16 protein-coding genes are annotated in these 17,789 nt (G+C 63.1%); 10 read left to right on the top strand and 6 right to left on the bottom strand.

Annotation, left to right across the window (positions count from 1 at the left end; translation table 11 throughout):
• The first annotated feature begins 324 nt into the window (after nt 1-324).
• The 10 genes from ACIOMR_RS29580 to ACIOMR_RS29625 all read left to right on the top strand — a co-directional run bounded on the left by ACIOMR_RS29580 (nt 325) and on the right by ACIOMR_RS29625 (nt 10,540).
• Nucleotides 325-1,095, top strand: a complete 771-nt coding sequence (locus ACIOMR_RS29580) for a FadR/GntR family transcriptional regulator (protein ID WP_008430577.1) — start codon at nt 325-327, stop codon at nt 1,093-1,095.
• 96 nt (nt 1,096-1,191) lie between these two features.
• Nucleotides 1,192-2,394 (top strand): ABC transporter substrate-binding protein, encoded by a 1,203-nt coding sequence (locus ACIOMR_RS29585; protein ID WP_003215749.1) that lies wholly within the window; start codon nt 1,192-1,194, stop codon nt 2,392-2,394.
• Nucleotides 2,395-2,461: 67 nt separating this feature from the next.
• Complete coding sequence (locus ACIOMR_RS29590) at nt 2,462-3,322, top strand: branched-chain amino acid ABC transporter permease (protein ID WP_003215751.1); 861 nt, start codon at nt 2,462-2,464, stop codon at nt 3,320-3,322.
• Between the two features lies 1 nt (nt 3,323).
• Nucleotides 3,324-4,334 (top strand): branched-chain amino acid ABC transporter permease, encoded by a 1,011-nt coding sequence (locus tag ACIOMR_RS29595; RefSeq protein WP_177067168.1) that lies wholly within the window; start codon nt 3,324-3,326, stop codon nt 4,332-4,334.
• Nucleotides 4,331-5,080 (top strand): ABC transporter ATP-binding protein, encoded by a 750-nt coding sequence (locus tag ACIOMR_RS29600; RefSeq protein ID WP_003215756.1) that lies wholly within the window; start codon nt 4,331-4,333, stop codon nt 5,078-5,080. Before ACIOMR_RS29595 ends, ACIOMR_RS29600 begins: the two co-directional genes overlap by 4 nt.
• Nucleotides 5,080-5,775, top strand: coding sequence for an ABC transporter ATP-binding protein (locus tag ACIOMR_RS29605; protein WP_003215757.1), 696 nt, complete (start codon nt 5,080-5,082; stop codon nt 5,773-5,775). The genes ACIOMR_RS29600 and ACIOMR_RS29605 overlap by 1 nt, the downstream gene beginning before the upstream one ends.
• 13 nt (nt 5,776-5,788) lie before the next feature.
• Complete coding sequence (locus ACIOMR_RS29610; RefSeq protein ID WP_401197944.1) at nt 5,789-7,057, top strand: Zn-dependent hydrolase; 1,269 nt, start codon at nt 5,789-5,791, stop codon at nt 7,055-7,057.
• Nucleotides 7,054-8,457, top strand: coding sequence for an amidase (locus tag ACIOMR_RS29615; protein WP_177055882.1), 1,404 nt, complete (start codon nt 7,054-7,056; stop codon nt 8,455-8,457). Before ACIOMR_RS29610 ends, ACIOMR_RS29615 begins: the two co-directional genes overlap by 4 nt.
• Before the next feature lie 163 nt (nt 8,458-8,620).
• The gene (locus ACIOMR_RS29620; protein ID WP_003215763.1) at nt 8,621-9,484 is read left to right on the top strand and encodes a LysR family transcriptional regulator; all 864 of its coding nucleotides are present in this window, start codon (nt 8,621-8,623) and stop codon (nt 9,482-9,484) included.
• A 51-nt stretch (nt 9,485-9,535) separates the two neighbouring features.
• On the top strand, nt 9,536-10,540 hold the full coding sequence (locus ACIOMR_RS29625) for a LacI family DNA-binding transcriptional regulator (RefSeq protein ID WP_003215765.1): 1,005 nt from the start codon (nt 9,536-9,538) through the stop codon (nt 10,538-10,540).
• Here the strand turns inward: ACIOMR_RS29625 and ACIOMR_RS29630 are convergent.
• The 6 genes from ACIOMR_RS29630 to ACIOMR_RS29655 all read right to left on the bottom strand — a co-directional run bounded on the left by ACIOMR_RS29630 (nt 10,537) and on the right by ACIOMR_RS29655 (nt 17,540).
• Nucleotides 10,537-11,262, bottom strand: coding sequence for an SDR family oxidoreductase (locus ACIOMR_RS29630; protein ID WP_087694791.1), 726 nt, complete (start codon nt 11,260-11,262; stop codon nt 10,537-10,539). The genes ACIOMR_RS29625 and ACIOMR_RS29630 overlap by 4 nt on opposite strands.
• A gap of 138 nt (nt 11,263-11,400) precedes the next feature.
• Nucleotides 11,401-12,933, bottom strand: a complete 1,533-nt coding sequence (locus tag ACIOMR_RS29635) for an FGGY-family carbohydrate kinase (protein ID WP_401197948.1) — start codon at nt 12,931-12,933, stop codon at nt 11,401-11,403.
• A gap of 1 nt (nt 12,934) precedes the next feature.
• Entirely contained in the window at nt 12,935-14,014 is a 1,080-nt protein-coding gene (locus ACIOMR_RS29640; RefSeq protein ID WP_032898587.1) for an alcohol dehydrogenase catalytic domain-containing protein, read from the bottom strand.
• 69 nt (nt 14,015-14,083) lie between these two features.
• Nucleotides 14,084-15,076 (bottom strand): ABC transporter permease, encoded by a 993-nt coding sequence (locus ACIOMR_RS29645; protein WP_003215773.1) that lies wholly within the window; start codon nt 15,074-15,076, stop codon nt 14,084-14,086.
• Nucleotides 15,042-16,550 carry a sugar ABC transporter ATP-binding protein gene (locus ACIOMR_RS29650; protein WP_008430598.1) on the bottom strand — a complete coding sequence of 503 codons (1,509 nt, stop codon included), beginning with the start codon at nt 16,548-16,550 and terminating at the stop codon, nt 15,042-15,044. Before ACIOMR_RS29650 ends, ACIOMR_RS29645 begins: the two co-directional genes overlap by 35 nt.
• Nucleotides 16,551-16,613: 63 nt before the next feature.
• On the bottom strand, nt 16,614-17,540 hold the full coding sequence (locus ACIOMR_RS29655; protein WP_003215780.1) for a substrate-binding domain-containing protein: 927 nt from the start codon (nt 17,538-17,540) through the stop codon (nt 16,614-16,616).
• Nucleotides 17,541-17,789 lie beyond the last annotated feature (249 nt).

Here is a 17,789-nt window from a genome sequence, read left to right on the forward strand (position 1 = left end):
GTAACCCGGCAGGACGCCGGGTTAGCCGTCCTGGGCCAAGGATGGCCCATGACGGCGGCCCACGGTCCAAAGCCGGAGTGAGGGCACTCCGAGCCACAGCGAGGAGCCGAGTGGTGGGGCAAGAGCGTTTTGCTTACTTTTGCGCTGTTCAAAAGTGAGCCGCTGTAAGAGCGGAACCATAGGCGGCCGTTACCGCAGCAACGGATATGCACCCCCCCACCATTTACGACCCATCCAAACCAAAAGCGACCCCCTCCGTTGACGCCCCACCCCAAACCCCTATTAAGTACTATTAATCCGCATTAATAGGATCAATCAAACACCATGCTAAGCCGCCCGCTGCGCCGCAAACGCCAGAAGCTCTCCGACGTGATCGTCGAGTCGGTCAAACGCTCCATCGTCACCGACGCCCTGAAGCCCGGCGACCGCTTGCCCACCGAACGCGAACTGATGGAAAGCTTCCAGTGCTCCAAAGGCTCCGCCCGCGAAGCCCTCAAGGCGCTGGAAGTCGAAGGCCTGGTCAACACCCGCACCGGCCCGAGCGGCGGCGCCTATCTCAACCAGGCCGGCACCGAACCCGCCAGCCGCGCCCTGCGCAACTACCTGCACTTCCAGCACCTGGACGGCCAACAGGTCTACCAGCTGCGCAAAGTCATCGAAGTCGAACTCGCCGTCTCGGTCCTGGGCCGCCTGAGCGAAGACGACTACCGCGCCCTCCAGGACAACGTCGATTTCTGCAGCGCCCCCGAAGACAGCGAAGCCGGCCAACGCGAACAACGCATCGCCGAACTGGAATTCCACAACCTGCTGGCCAAGGCCTGCCCCAACCCGCTGCTGAGCTTCATGGCGCAATTCCTCAACGACCTGCTGCGTGACCTGGTCGTGCTGAAAAAAGCCTACAAACCCAAGCGCAAGCAATTCGACGCCGCCAACCTCGACTACCACAAACAACTGCTGATCGCCTTCCGGGCCGAAGACGAAGCCACCGTACGCAGCCTGATGCACGAACACATGTGCGACGCCGAACACCACATGACCGCCCTTGAAGGTGAAGTCAGCCCGCACTTTCTGCTGGAGTTCGACCACAACCACTAAGCCGCACCCTCCACCAATAAAAGGCCTGCCCACAGGCCGTGCTCCACCGTATCGCCATTGCCACTCCTGCCAATAACTAATCCAGGGAGTCACCCCATGCAGCGTCGTACGTTGTTGAAAGCCAGTCTCACCGCAGCCGCCGCCCTCAGCCTCCCGCTGAGCGTGCGTTCTGCATTCGCCGCCGAGCCTTTTACCTTTTACGGCCTCAAGTCCATGTCTGGCGCCTTTGCCAGTTATGGCAAATTTGCCGACATGGGTTCACGCCTCGCGGTGGAACAGCATCCCGAGTTACTCGGCCGCCCGCTGGTCTACAAAGTGATCGACACCGAAGGCAACGCCGGCAAGGCCGTGCGTAAAGTCCAGGAAGCGATCCAGCAGGACGGCGCACGCTTTTTCCAGGGCTGTACCCTGTCGTCTTCGGCACTCGCGGTGGCCAAGGAAGTGAGCAAGGCCGGTGGCGTGTTCATGACCCCGGTGGGCGCCGATGAAGTCACCGGCAAGGACTGCAACAGCGCCACGTTCCGCTGGTCGGTGCCGACCTACGGCGCGATCCGCGAGACCCTCGTGCCGCTAATCAAGCTGCTGCCCGACGCCAAGCGCTGGTACACCATCACCCCGCAATACGTGTTCGGCGAAGCCCTGCTCGAAGGCGCCAAATCGGTGCTGGCCGAGCATGGCCTGGAACACGCCGGCAACAGCTACCACTCGCTGCAGGAGCAGGAGTTCTCCGGCTACCTGACCAATGCCATCGCCGCCAAACCCGACGTGCTGGTGCTGCTGAACTTCGGCAGCCAGTCGTCCAACACTCTGCGTCAGGCGGTGAACTTCGGTATCAAGGAGCGCATGAAAGTGTTGCTGGTGTGGTCCGCCGGCCTCGACCAGTTCCAGGAGCTGGGCAGTGACGTACTGGAAGGTGTGTACCTCGGCGCTCAGTACTGGCATCAGGTCGACACCCCGCTCAACCGTGACCTGGTGAAACTCACCAAGGCCAAATACGGCATCAACCCCACCTACCCGCTGGCCGCCGACTACATCAGCACCAAGGTCATGCTCGAAACCATCATCTCCACCGGCAGTTTCGACGGGCCGACCGTGGCCAAAGCCATGCAGGGCCTGAGCTACGAAGGCCCCACCGGCAAGGAGTCGATCCGCGCCGGCGACCATCAGGTGATCAAGGACTACTACCTGCTGGTGGGCAAGGCCGCAGGCGACATGGCCGACAAGGACGATCTGGCCAAGGTGCTCAGCTCCGGCCAGTCGTTCCCGCCGGTGGAAGCCACGGGCTGCGTGCTCGGCTGATCCGCTGAAAATCTACTGGTGACACAGCGCAGGGCCGCTCATGCGGCCACCTGCCGAGGGTTCCTGCATGCTTAATCTTTACCTGTTCCAGATTCTCAACGGCCTGGGCCTTGGGATGATCTACTTCCTGATCGCGGTCGGCTTGACGATCATTTTCGGCCTGCTGAACTTCGTCAACTTCGCCCACGGTGCGTTCTTTTTGCTGGGCGCCTACATCTGCTACACCGCCGTCAGCCTCACCGGCAGCTTCTGGCTGGCACTGCTGATCGCGCCGCTGGTGGTGGCCGCGCTGGCCTGGGTGATCGAGCGATTATTGATCCAGCGGATTTATCACTTGCCGCACATGTTCCAGATTCTGGTGACCCTGGGGATTGCCCTGATCATCCAGGAAGCCAGCGTGATGATCTGGGGCCCGGTGGGCAAGAGCGTCGCCGTACCGGAATTGCTGCGCGGGGTGCTGGTGGTGGGCGATTTTGTCTACCCCTACTACCGCCTGTTCCTGATCGTGTTCTCCGGCCTCGTCGGCCTGGGCCTGTGGCTGTTGCTGGAACGCACGCGCTTCGGCGCCCTGGTGCGGGCCGGCAGTGAAAGCACGGAAACCGTGTCCCTGCTGGGCACCAACATTTTCCGCCTGTTCTCCATGACCTTCGCCCTCGGCGTGGCCCTCGCCGGTGTGGCCGGTGTGCTGTTCGCCCCGTTGCGCGGCGCCCAGCCCTTTGTCGGCCCGGAAATCCTCGGCGTGGCGTTCGTGGTGGTGGTGATTGGCGGCATGGGTTCCTTCAGCGGCGCACTGGTGGGCGGCCTGTTGGTCGGCGTGGTGCAAAGCCTGATGACCACACTCTGGCCCCAGGGCGCGAGCCTGATGATCTACGGCGCAATGGCCGTGGTGATCCTGGTGCGTCCTTACGGCCTGTTCGGGAGAGCCTGACATGAGCGAGAAAAATCCCCTGCCATTCGCCAAGACCCAGTCGCGCTACATGCTGCTGTTGGTGCTCGTGGTGTTGATCGGCCTGCCGTTGATTCTGCCCTCGGCGACCCTGGCCACCGAGATCCTGATCTTTGCCATGGCCGCCCTCGCCTGCAACCTGCTGCTGGGTTACACCGGGCTGCTGTCGTTCGGCCAAGGCATCTTCTTCGGGGCCGGCGCCTACTGCGCGGCGCTGTTGATGATTCACCTGCAACTGGGGCTGTTCAGCGCACTGCTGGGTGCCGCCGTCGCCGGTGGTTTCCTGGCTTTCCTGGTGGGCGCCCTGGCGATCCGTCGCACCGGCATTTACTTCGTGATGCTGACCCTGGCCTTCAGCCAGATGGCCTACTTCGTCGCCTACACCCTGAGCGACTGGACCGGCGGCGACAACGGCCTGCTCAGCGTGCCGCGCCCGGAAATCCGCATCGGTGACACCGTGCTTCTGTCGCTGACCGACGCCCGCGCGTTCTACGGGTTTGTCGCGGTGCTGTTCCTGCTGATCTTCATCGGCGCCCGCCGGGTGATCGCCTCGCCCTTCGGCAGCACGCTGATGGCGATTCGCGAAAACGAAACCCGCGCTTCGGCCATCGGCTATGACACCCGCCACTTCAAGATCCTGGTGTTCGTGTTGTCCGGCGCCGTCACCGGGATTGCCGGGGCGCTGTACGCGATGCTGCTGCACTTTGTGCCGCTGTCGAACATCGACCTGGCGATGTCCGAAAACATCCTGATCATGACCATCGTCGGCGGCACCGGCTCGCTGTTCGGCTCGTTGCTGGGCGCCGGTTCCATCGTGCTGCTGGGGGACTTCCTTTCCGATCTGTGGCCGCGCTGGCTGATGCTGCTGGGGGTGATCCTGATCCTGGTGGTGATCTTCATGCGCGGCGGTTTGTGGGGCGGTCTGTCGACCCTGTTCGACCGTGTGCGCGGCAGCCGCAAGGCCGACGTTGTGAGCAAGGAGAAGCTGTCATGAGCATCCTGCTGGAAACCAAGAACCTGGAACTGGCCTACGGTGCGTTCCACGCGGTGAACGGTGTCAACCTCAAGGTCGAAGCCGGCACCATCCACACCATCATCGGCCCCAATGGCGCGGGCAAGACCAGCCTGTTCCACTGCCTGACCGGCGAACGCCAGGCCACCGCCGGGGCAATTCATTTCGACGGCAAGAACCTGATGCGCAAACCGGCCCACGGCCGCGTCGGCCTGGGCATGGCGCGCTCGTTCCAGCTCACCAGCCTGTTCCAGAACCTCAGCGTGCGCGAAAACCTGCGCCTGGCCGCCCAGGGTCGCGACGGCGCCCGCGCCCTGAACTTCTGGCGCCGGGTCGACAGCAAGCGCGAACACCTGGAAATGGCCGACCAGGTGTTGGAACGCCTGCAACTCACCGCCCGCGCCGACACCCTGGCCGGCGAGTTGTCCCACGGCCAGCAGCGGGTGCTGGAAGTCGGCATGTCGATCTGCTCCAGACCCAAGCTGCTGATGCTCGACGAACCCACCTCGGGCATGGGCATCGACGACATCCCGATCATGACCCAACTGATCAGCGACCTCGGCCGCGACCATACCGTGCTGCTGATCGAGCACAACATGAGCATCGTCATGTCCATCAGCCAACGCATCACCGTGATGAGCCACGGCCAGATCCTGGTGGAAGGCACACCGGAATTCGTGCGCGCCGACGAGCGCGTGCGCACCGCCTACCTGGGAGAAGCCGCCTGATGCTGACCGTCGACAATATCCATTCCTACTACGACAAGAGCCACGTCCTTGAAGGCGTGTCCCTGACCGTCAACCCTGGCGAACTGGTGACCCTGCTGGGGCGCAACGGCGCCGGCAAGACCACCACCCTGCGCAGCATCCTCGGGATCATCTGCCCGCGCCAGGGCCAGATTCACTTCAACGGCCAGCCGCTGGTGGGGCAGAAAATCTTCGAAATCGCCCGCCAGGGCCTGGCGCTGGTGCCGGAGAACCGCGGGATTTTCCGCCTGCTCACGGTGGAGGAAAACCTGCGCATTGCCGTGCGCAAGACCAGCCGCTGGCAGATGGAAGACGTGTACGGCATGTTCCCGCGCCTCAGGGAGCGCCGCAAAAACGCCGGCCACGCGCTGTCCGGCGGTGAGCAACAGATGCTCGCCATCGCCCGCGCGCTGCTCAACGATCCCAAGCTGCTGATCCTCGATGAGCCCACCGAAGGCCTCGCGCCGGTGATCGTCGACGAGCTGGTGAAGATCCTGCGCAAGGTCAAGGAAGACGGCCTGCCGGTGCTGCTGGTGGAACAGAACCTGATGGTCTGCGACAAGCTCGCCGACCGCCATTACGTCCTCGAACAGGGCCGCGTGGTGTACGAAGGCAGTGCCGAAGCCTTCCGCGCCGACCCGACGATCAAGAACCGTTACCTGGCCCTGAGTGCCTGACCGGAGACTGCTGATGAATAGTTTTGCGCAACCGCTCCAGAGCAACGCCCCGCTGATCAACCGCGAGCGCCTGTGGCAATCGCTGATGGACCTCGCCCGCCTCGGCGCCACACCCAAGGGCGGCGTGTGCCGCCTGGCCCTTACCGACCTCGACCGCCAGGCCCGCGACCTGTTCGTGCAATGGTGCGAAGCCGCCGGGTGCAGCGTCAGCGTCGACGCCATCGGCAATATCTTTGCCCGCCGTGCGGGGCGTAATCCGGCACTGGCGCCGGTGATGACCGGCAGCCATATCGACACCCAGCCTACCGGCGGCAAGTTCGACGGTTGCTACGGCGTGATGGCTGGCCTGGAGGTGATCCGTACCCTCAATGATTTGAACATCGAGACCGAAGCGCCAATTGAAGTAGTGGTGTGGACCAACGAAGAAGGCTCGCGATTCCCGCCGTGCATGATGGGCTCCGGGGTGTTCGCCGGTAAGTTCGACCTGCAGGAAACCCTCGACAAGCAGGACGAGCAAGGGCTGTCGGTGGGCGCCGAATTGCAGCGCATCGGCTACGCCGGCTCCCGCGCCGTGCTGGGCCATCCGGTGGGGGCCTATTTCGAGGCGCATATCGAACAGGGCCCGGTGCTGGAAGACCAGGCCACCACCATCGGCGTGGTCATGGGCTGCCTCGGCCAGAAGTGGTTTGACCTGACCCTCACCGGCGTCGAAGCCCATGCCGGCCCGACGCCGATGCACCTGCGCAAGGACGCCCTGGTAGGCGCGGCGCAAGTGGTCAGCGCGGTGAATCGCATCGCCCACGAACAACAACCCCACGCCTGCGGCACCGTCGGTTGCCTGAGCCTGCATCCCGGCTCGCGCAACGTGATTCCCGGCCAGGTGCACATGACCATCGACCTGCGCCACCTGCACGCCGACAAGCTGCAAGCGATGGTCGACGAAGTGCGCCAGGTGATCGAAGCCACCGCCGAGCAACACGGCTTGAGCTTTGAGCTGACACCCACTGCCGACTTCCCGCCGCTGGATTTCAACCCTGCCTGTGTCAACGCCGTGCGTGATGGCGCGAGCAGCCTGGGCCTGAGCCATATGGACATCGTCAGCGGCGCCGGGCATGACGCGATCTTCGTCGCCGAACTGGGCCCGGCCGGAATGATCTTTGTGCCGTGCGAAGGCGGCATCAGCCATAACGAAATCGAGAACGCCGCGCCGGATGACCTGGCGGCGGGCTGCGCGGTGTTGCTGCGGGCCATGGTCAACGCGGCGCAAGGTAAAGCGGCATGACGGATATCGCCAACCTGACCGCAGTTGAGCTGCTGGCCCGCTATCGGGATAAAAGCCTGTCGCCAGTGGAGGTCACCGAAGACGCATTGCTGCGGATCGAACGCTACAACCCGGCGGTCAACGCCTACTGCCACGTCGACCCGGAAGGCGCCTTGAAGGCGGCGCGGGATTCGGAACAGCGCTGGCTCAAGGGCCAGCCGTGCGGGGCCCTGGACGGTGTGCCCTCCTCCATCAAGGACCTGACGCAGACCATCGGCATGCCGACGCGCAAGGGTTCGCGTACCACATCCGCCGAGGGTCGATGGGATGTGGATGCGCCCTTCTCGGCCTTCATGCGCAAGGCCGGCGCGGTATTGCTGGGCAAGACCACCACACCGGAATTCGGCTGGAAAGGCGTCACCGATAACCCGCTGTATGGCATTACCCGCAACCCGTGGGACACGCGCATGACGGCGGGCGGTTCGTCCGGTGGTGCCGGTGCGGCGGCGGCCTTGAACCTCGGCGTGCTGCACCAGGGCAGCGATGCCGGCGGCTCGATCCGGATCCCCTGTGCCTTCACCGGCACCTTCGGCATCAAGCCGACCTTCGGTTATGTGCCGCAATGGCCGGCCAGTTCGATGACGATTCTGTCGCACCTGGGGCCGATGACCCGCACCGTGGAAGACTCGGTGCTGATGCTGCAAACCATCGCCCAGCCGGATGCGCGGGATGGTTTGATCGGCGCGCCCCGGACCACGCCATGGTTGCACGCCGGGGCTGATTTGAAGGGGCTGCGTATCGCCTATAGCCCGAACTTCGGTTATGTCGACGTGGACCCGCAAGTGGCCAGGGTGGTCGCCCAGGCGATAGAAGGCCTGGTGCAGCTGGGCGCGCAGGTTGAACAGATTGATCCGGGGTTCAGTGATCCGCTGGAGGTGTTCAATACTTTATGGTTTGCCGGTGCAGCACGCCTGGCCGGGCCGTTGAGCGATGCCCAGCGGCAATTGATGGACCCGGGGTTGCTGCGCATTGCCCGACTGGGCGAGCAGATCAGCCTCAGCGATTACAGCGCTGCGCTGGAAGCACGGGCAGCGCTCGTGGCGCGCATGGCGGCATTCCATGAGCATTACGATGTGCTGGTTTCGCCGATGATGCCGATCACCGCGTTCGAGGCCGGGCACAATGTGCCGCCGGGTTCGGGACTAGGGGAATGGATGGAGTGGACGCCGTTTACCTATCCCTTCAACCTGACCCAGCAACCGGCGGCGTCGGTGCCGTGCGGGTTGGCGGCCAATGGGTTGCCGGTGGGGCTGCATGTGGTGGGGGCGCGGTTTGCGGATGAGCAGGTGCTGAGAGTTTGCCAGGCGTATGCCAAGGCTTTTCCAACCGAGCACCTGCAAGCCCCCAAAACCCCTACTTGAAATGCAATCAAACTGTGGGAGCGGGCTTGCTCGCGAAGGCGGTGTGTCAGTCACCGGATATCTTGACTGACACACCGCCTTCGCGAGCAAGCCCGCTCCCACATTTTTGTCCGTATTCCAATCATCAGCCCCTACAATGCCTCCTATCATCCAAGGGGGTTTCATGGACATCGAACTGGCACGCACCTTCCTCGAAATCACCCGCTGCGGCAGCCTCGCCGCGGCGGCCGAGAAACTGCACGTCACCCAGACGGCAATCACCGCCCGGGTCAAAAACCTCGAAAGCCAGCTCAACAGTACCCTATTCGTGCGCAATCGCGCCGGTGCCCGCCTGACCCCGGACGGCGAGGCGTTCGTGGTCTACGCCAACCAGCTTGTCCAGACCTGGGAAGCCGCACGCCGCGACCTGCCATTACCCGATGGCTACCGCAACGTGCTGCACATCGGTGGCGAAGTCAGCCTGTGCAACCCGCTGATGCTCGGCTGGGCCCAGGCCTTGCGGGAACACATTCCCGGCCATGCCCTGCGCACCGAGATTCGCGAAGGCGAGTACTTGTTGCGCCAGCTGGAACTGGGGGTGCTGGACGCCGCGCTGGTGTTCCAGCCGCAATACTGGCCGGGGTTGCAGGTGGAGCAGGTGCTGGAAGAAAAACTGATCCTGGTGCAACTGGCCGCCCGGCCCGAGCCCTACGTGTATATCGACTGGGGCCAGGGCTTTCGCCAGCAGCACGACGCCGCACTGCCGGACAAGGCCCGCGCAGCCCTGAGTTTCAATCTGGGGCCACTGGCGTTGCAGTACATCCTGGAAAACGGCGGTGCCGGGTATTTCCGCACGCGGGTCGTACAGAGCTACCTCGACAGCGGTGTGATGGAACGGGTGCCCAAGGCGCCGGAGTTCAGCTTCCCGACGTACCTGGTGTATTCCCGCGAGCGCGACTCGGCGGTTTTGCAGCAGGCACTGGCCTTGCTGCGGGCGGTGGTGGAGGCGGAAAAGGATTGGTCGCAGCGCTGGGATCCGGTGATTTGAAGCCGTGCCCATGGTAGCCTCAGGTTGTTTTCTCCTGGTTCCCCCCTGCCGATGAACAAGAAAAAGTCCGTCACCATCAGCGACATCGCCAAACGGGTCAACATGACCACCATCACGGTGTCCCGGGCGCTGAGCAAACCCGACCTGGTCAAGCCCGCCACCCTGGCGCGGATTCTCGAAGTGGCGCGGGAGCTGGACTATGTGCCCAACGCCTTTGCCCGCGGGCTCAAGCGCAGTGAAAGCCTGATCATCGGCGTGATCACCGCTTCGGTCGACAACCCCTTCTACAGCGAGATGATCAAGGCGATTTCCCGCGAGGCGAAAAAGCACGGCTACACCATCATGCTGGTGGACACCGACGAACTGGAAGAACTGGAAAGCAAGGCAGTCGACACGCTGCTGGGCTACCGCGTGGCGGGGATCATCCTGTCGCCGGTCTCCGACGAGCCCAGCTACCAGCCGGACTATCTGGAGCGCCTGGGTAACGGCAAGACGCCGGTGGTGCTGCTCGATCGCACGATCCACGACAGCCCGTTCAGCCGCGTGGTGCTGGACAACTATCACAGCGGCATCGAGGCGGCGCAGTACCTGGTGCGGCAAACCCCGAACCTCAAGCGCCTGCTGGTGCTGACCGGGCCCGAGCATTCGCGCATCACCATGGAACGCCTCAAGGGCCTGAAAGAAGTGCTGGCCGAGCATCCTCAGGTGCACGTTGAAGTGTGTGCCGGCGACTACACGCTGATGCCCTCCTACCTGCACACCCTCGACTATCTGGCCGAGCACTCGGCGCCGGACGCGATCATGGGCTTCAACCAGTTGATCACCCTGGGCGCGCTGCGTGCGCTGCGCATGCACAACATCCCCCACGACAGCCTGACCATCTGCGGCATCGACCGCCTGCCCTTTGCCGATATCTTCGGCGTGCCGATCGCCTGCGTGGCCCACGACGCGTCACTGGCCGGCAGCAGCGCGGTGCGGCTGCTGCTGGACCGTCTCGAAGACCCGCACAAACCGCGGGACAAGGTGGTGATCGCCGGCAAGCTGGAGAACGGCTAGCGGCTGGTGTAGCCGCCGTCGATCGGCAGGCTGACGCCGCTGATCATGCTGGCGGCATCGCTCAGCAGGAACAGCACCGGCAGGGCCACTTCCGCCGTTTCGGCAAATCGCCCCAGGGGAATCGCCGCCAATGCCGGGTCGCGCTTGGCGGGCGCCGACCAGGCCATCTGTGCCATGGGCGTGAGGGTGACGGTGGGGTTGACGCTGTTGACGCGAATCCCGAAGCGGCCCCATTCGGCGCATTGCACGCGGGTGATGGCGTCCAGTGCGGCCTTTGAGGCGCAGTAGCCGAGGTGATCGTCCAGGGCTACCAGTGAGGCCTGGCTTGAGACGTTGACGATGCTGCCGGGAATCTTCGCTTCAATCATCGCCGCAGCGATACGGCTGGCGACCTGGGCCGCGGCGCGGGCGTTGACGTTCATCACCTGGTCGAAGGCTTCGGCGCTGATGGCCGCGGCGGGTTCCAGGCGGGAAATGCCGGCGCAGTTGACCAGTCCATGCATCGGCGGCAGGCCTTGCAGGGCCAGGTCCAGGGCGGCGCTGTTGGCGATGTCCAGGCACAGGGTTTCGCAACCGAGCTGGGCCAGGGCCTGAGCGTCGCGGCCCAGGGCGAAAACCTGGGCGCCGCTGGCGATCAGTTGGAGGGTAATTTCCCGGCCGATGCCGCTGCTGGCGCCGGTGACGAGGATGCGCTGCTTGGTGAAGTCAAAAATAGCGTTCATGGTTCACGATCTCTAAAACGATGGAGATCCCATGTGGGAGCGGGCTTGCTCGCGAATGCGGTGGGTCAGGCAATAAATCCGGCACTGATACACCGTATTCGCGAGCAAGCCCGCTCCCACATTTGGATCAGTGTTCGCTTAATTCAATTGCAAGCTGTGCATCACCGGTTTCAAGGCCGGATACAGCTCCAGATAGCTGGCAAACGCCCGGTCATACACCCCGACATTCCCCGCCTCCGGCTCCGCCCGCAGCTCCAACTGCACCCAACCTTTCTCCATCTGCCGGTCATCCACCAACCCCACCGCATGGGCCGCCAACAACGCCGCGCCCAAGGCCGCCTCCACCTCTTGCACAATGGTGTAGACCGGGAAGTGGGTGATGTCCGCAATAATCTGCATCCACAAATCCGAATGGCTCGCCCCACCCACCACAATCAGCCGTGGATCAAGGGAATGCGCCCCACGGGTGCCCGCTTCGATATTGTGCCGCAGGGCAAAACTCACCCCTTCGAGCACCGCGCGGTACAGGTGGATCCGGCTGTGATACAGGTTCAGCCCGACAAAGCTGCCGCTGGCCCGGTCATCCCACACCGGGCTGCGTTCGCCCATGAGATACGGCAGGAACAACAGCCCTTCGCTGCCCGCCGGGATCTTCGCGGCGCTCTGCTCCAGCAGCCACAAACTGTCCTGGCCAGTCTCTTTCGCCTGCTGCTCCTCCGCCTGGCAGAACTGTTCGCGAAACCAGCTCACCGACGCCCCGGCGGTGATCGCACCACCGAAGATGTACAGGTCCTGATGGCCGTTATAGACGTGGGGCATGCTCACCAGGCCATGGCGCGCATCCACCTGCTGATTGAGATAACCCCAGCACATGCTGGTGCCGATCATCGCCACGTGATTGCCCGGCCGCGTCACCCCGGCCGCCAATGTGGCCATGGCCGCATCCACGCCCCCGGCCAGGATCGGCGTGCCGGCCTGCAAGCCCAGCCGCCGGGCCCATTCCTCCAGCAAACCACCGACCACTTCACCGGAATACAGCAAACGCTCCGGCATCATCGCCAACGGAATCCCAAGCGCCGCCAGCATCTCGGCCGACCAGCCGCGCCGGGCCACATCGTAGACGCCACCGATATTGCCGGCGCTGCTGTGGTCCACCGCCAACTCACCGGTCAGGCACCAGTTGATGTAGCTGTTGGGCGGCAGCAGGTAGCGGGTGTTGGCCCACACCTGCGGCTGGTGCTGCTTGAGCCAGAGCATCTTGGTGAAACCGTAGTAGCTGTCCACCGAGTTGCCGGTGATCGTGAACAGCCGCTCCAGGTCCACATGCTCGCGCACCCACTCCACTTGCTCGCCCGCGCGCCGGTCCATCCAGATCAGGCACGGGTGCAGCGGCGTGATCTGCTCGTCCACAGCAATTCCGGAGCCGCCATACAGGCTGCTGATGCACAGCGCCTTGACCTGCTCTTTCGCCACGCCGGCCTTCGCCATGCACTGGGCGACGCAGGCCTCCACCGCATCCAGCCAGACCTGCGGCCACTGCTCGGCCCAGCGTACTTTCGGGGTATCCACGCGATACCCCTGGCTGTGCTGGGCGATGATCAGGCCGTCCGCATCCACCAGCAACGCCTTGGTGCTTTGCGTACCGATGTCCACACCCATTACGTAGTTCATGTCAGAGCACCGGCTTCAGCAGCACCTTGATCGACTTGGTCGAGTTGGCCAGCTCAAACGCTTCGGCCCAGCTGTCCAGCCCGAAGTCATGGGTCACGATGCCCTTGGACGTCACCAGGCCACGCTCGAACAAGTCGATGGCCACCGGGTAGCAATACGGCCCCAGGTGCGCACCGCGTACGTCCAGCTCCTTGCGGTCGCCGATGATCGACCAGTCGGCGCTGGTCTCGGCGCCAAACACGCTGAACTCGACAAACCGGCCGAGCTTGCGAATCAGATCCAGGCCCTGGGTAACGCCCGCCGGTACGCCGGTGGTTTCGATGTACACGTCGCAGCCGTAGTTGTCGGTCAGGCTATTGATGATCTCCCGGGCGTTATCCCGGGAAGGGTTGATCACTACGTCGGCACCGTACTGCTTCGCCAGTTCCAGGCGCTCGTCGACCATGTCGATCACCACCAGTTTCTTCGGCGTTTTTAGCGCTGCCACCTGCACCATGCACAGGCCCAGGGTGCCGGCACCAGCAATAACCAGCACGTCATCCAGCTGGATCTCACCGCGGTTGACGGTGTGAATCGCGCAGGACATCGGCTCGATCAGCGCCGAATCTTCCAGGGACACCGACTCCGGAATCTTATGCACGATGGCAGTCTTGGGAATACGCATGTACTGGGCCATGCCACCCTCGGCGACTTCACGCTGGAAGCCGAAGATGTTGTGCACCTCGCACATCCAGTACTTGCCGGACTTGCAGAAGCGGCACTTGCCACATGGCACGATCTGCTCGGCGATCACCTTGTCGCCGACCTTCACCTCAAAGTGCTCCTCGGCGCCCTCGCCCGCTTCCACCACGTAGCCAAAGAACTCGTGCCCCGGCACCACCGGGGCCTTGACCCACGGGTTGTCGCCGCCCCAGAACATCGCGGCGCCCGAGTGGCATTTGCAGTCACTGGCGCAGATGCCGCAGGCGGCGATGCGAATCACCAGTTCATTGACCCGCGCCTGGGGTTTGCTGATGCGTTCCAGGCGGTAGTCTTTCGGGCCGTGGCAGACGACGGCTTGCATTTGGTTGTGCTTTTCCATGATGTGCGGACCTTTCTTGAGCATGAGAGAACCCATCGCGGCCACCATGGCCGCGTGGAGATAACCGGTTTACTTGTGGCGCTGACGGCTGATAAAGATCGCCAGCAAAATGATCCCGCCCTTGATCACGCTCTGGACATAGGGCGAGACCCCGAGCATGTTCAAGCCGTTGTTCAACACCCCCAGCAGCATGGCGCCGAGCAAGGTGCCGACGATTACCCCGCGCCCACCGGCAATCGAGGCGCCGCCCAGGACCACCGCGGCAATCGCGTCGAGTTCGAACGACACCCCGGCATTCGGCTGGCCGCTCATCAAGCGTGAGGTCAGCACCAGCCCGGCAATCGCGGCGGTCAAACCGCTGATGCCATACACCAGCAATTTGAAGCGCGCCGCCCGCACGCCGGACAGGCGTACCGCTTCCTCGTTGCCGCCGATCGCGTAGATATAGCGGCCGATGCGGGTGTGTTGCAGCAGCACATAGGCCGCCAAGTACGTCACCAACATGATCAGGATCGGCACCGAAATGCCGAACAGGCTTTCGCGGCCAAAGAAGCCGAACCACTCCGGCAAACCGGAAATCGGATAGCCGTCGGTGTACATCAGGCCGAACCCGCGGGCGATGCCCATGGTCGCCAGGGTGACGATGATCGGCGGCATGTGCAGGTAGGCGACGAACAGGCCATTGCCGATGCCGAACGCCACGCCGACCAGCATCCCGGCGCCAATTGCCAGGCCCGGCGGCAAGCCTGCGACCATCAAGCCGGCGGTCAAGGTGCCGGACAACGCCATCACCGGCCCCACCGACAAATCGATGCCGCCGGTGAGAATCACGCAGGTCATGCCCACCGCGATAATCGCGTTGATCGACACCTGGCGCGCGATGTTCGACAAGTTGTTGGCCGTCAGGAAGTTATCGCTGGCGAAGATCATCACCAACGTCACCACCAGCAGCCCGACAAAGGGATAAAACGCCGGTGAGCGGATCAACCGCGCCAGGTTCAGGCGCAGCCGGCCAGGCCCCACGGCATTAATGGACGTATTCACTTGAGCCCCCTGTTGCATGGCGCATGACCTCTTGAGGATTGACGGCAGACGCTTCCAGTACCTTGACGATGGCGCCCTTGTGGAACACCGCGACGCGGTCGCACATGCCGATGACTTCCGGCAGTTCCGAGGAAATCATGATGATTGCGTAGCCCTGTTCGGTGAGGCTGCGCATCAGTGCGTAGATCTGCGCCTTGGCACCGACGTCGATGCCACGGGTGGGTTCGTCGAACACCAGCACGTCGCAGTGATGGTTGATCCAGCGGGCAATCACGACTTTCTGCTGGTTGCCGCCGCTGAGGTTGAACACCCGGCTCTCGCCGCTGGGGGCCTTGATCGACAGCTGGCGCATCAGCGCTTCAACGCTGGCGCATTCCTTGTCCTTGTCGATCAGGCCGCTGGCGTTCTGGTATTTGGGCAGGTTGTTGAGAGAGATGTTTTCGCGAATGCTGAAATCGGTGATCAGCCCTTCGGTCTTGCGGCTTTCCGGCAGCAGGCCGATGCCATGGGCCAAGGCCTGGGCCGGGTCGTCGAGGGTGATTTGTTCACCCCGCAGCCACACGTCTTTGCTCACCGACGGCAGCGCGCCCATCATGCCCAGCGCCAATTCGGTACGCCCGGAACCCACCAGGCCGGCAAAGCCGAGAATCTCGCCCTTGTGCAATTCAAAGTGGTTATGGGGGCCGTTGCGCACCAACTGGATGTCCTTGACCTCCAGCAGCAGCGGCCCGCGTGCGGCGGTGGGCTTGGGCGGAAAACTGCACTCCAGGCGCCGCCCGACCATCATTTCCACCAAGCGGTCGATATCGCTGTCGGCCACATCGGTGACGCCCACATTGCCGCCGTCGCGCAGCACGCTGATGCGGTCGCAGACCTGGAAAATCTCCTCCAGGTGGTGGGAGATAAAAATCACCGCCACCCCCTGGCGCTTGAGTTCACGCATGATTTCGAACAGCAGCTCGGCTTCGCTCGGCGTGAGGGTGGCGGTGGGTTCGTCGAGCACCAGCAGCCGCGCGTCCAGGGCCAGCGCCTTGGCGATCTCGACGAATTGCTGCTCGGCCACGCTCAGGTGCCTGACCGCGCATTGCAGGTCAATACTGACACCGAGGCGCTTGAACAACGCCTCGCTGGCCTCGACCATTTCGCGCTTGCGCAACAGGCCAAAACGGTTGCTCAGCTCATGGCCGAGGAAAATATTTTCCACCGCCGTGAGGTAGGGAATCAGGCTGAATTCCTGGAACACAATGCCGATGCCGGCGGCAATCGCATCACGATACGTCGCGAACTGCCGAGCCTCGCCGTCGATCAGGATCTGCCCTTCGTCCTGGTGCTCGACCCCGCCAAGGATCTTCATCAAGGTCGATTTGCCTGCACCGTTTTCCCCGAGCAAGGCATGAATTTCGCCGCGCTGCACTTCCAGGTTGATCGCCTTGAGGGCTTGCACCCCCGGGTAGCGCTTACAGATATTTTCCAGCTTCAGAAGACTGCTCATACCGCCGACCTCATATTCAGATGGATGACCTGTGCCCCACGCCTGGCGTGGGGCCTGGGTGTTTTACCAACTGAAATCCTTGGCCTTGGCCTGGTCGATCAGGGTGATGTCCACCGGGATCGTGGCCGGTACTTGCGAGCCCCACTTCTTGGCCAGGGCGATGCCCAGGGCGAGGCGGATCTGGTCACGGGGGTATTGCGCGGAGGTGGCGATGAATTTGCTGCCGGGTTTCTGGATGGCCTTGATCGCTTCCGGCGCGCCGTCGACGCTCACCAGCTTGACGTCCAGGCCGCTGGCTTCGATGGCCGAGAGGGCGCCGAGGGAGCCGTTGTCATTGACGCTGAAAATGCCCTTGAGGGTGGGCTGGGCCTGCAGCATGTTTTCGGTGACGGTCAGCGCCTGGTCACGTTCCTGCTTGCCGTTCTGGATGCTCACGATCTTGATGTCCGGGTGCTTGGCCACGGCCTCCTTGCAACCGCGCACGCGCTCCAGGATCGGTACCACGGCGATGCCGTCGAGGATGGCGATATTGCCCTTGTCCCCGATGTTCTTGGCCAGGTATTCGCAGGCCTGGAAGCCGGCGTCGAAGTTCTTCGAGCCGACGAAGGAGTCCAGTGGGCCTTCGGCCTGGGCGTCGACGGCGACCACGACTACGCCGGCGGCGTGGGCGGATTTGACGGCTGATTGCACGCCGACGGAATCGGTGGGGTTGATCAGCAGGATGTCGATGCCTTTTTGCAGCATGTCTTCGACGTCGCTGACCTGTTTGGACACGTCGTGGCGGGCGTCGGTGATGATCAACTGCGCACCGATGGTCGCCCCGGCTTCCTGCAGGGCGTCTTTCATGGTGACGAAGTAAGGGTTGTTGATTTCCTGGAAGGACGCGCCGATGCGGATGGGGGCGGGTTTGGTGTCGGCCAGTGCCAGGCCAGCGGTGCCAAGATTGATGCTCAGAGCCAACAAACACAGGGTTTTCGGAAGCATTTTCATGGTGGGGATCTCTGTTTTGTTTTTATTTTTAGAGCAAATGTTATCGTTAACATTTTGTAAGAAGCTAGCAAAGAAATTGGGGGGTCGCAAGGGGTGATTGATCGGTGGTGGCGGGTGTGGTGGACATATCTGTTGCTGCGGTAACGGCCGCTTATGGTTCCGCTCTTACAGCGGCTCACTTTTGAACAGCGCAAAAGTAAGCAAAACGCTCTTGCCCCACCACTCGGCTCCTCGCCTAGGCTCGGAGTG

The sequence above is a fragment of the Pseudomonas sp. NPDC087814 genome (assembly GCF_044742865.1).
GTDB lineage: Bacteria > Pseudomonadota > Gammaproteobacteria > Pseudomonadales > Pseudomonadaceae > Aquipseudomonas.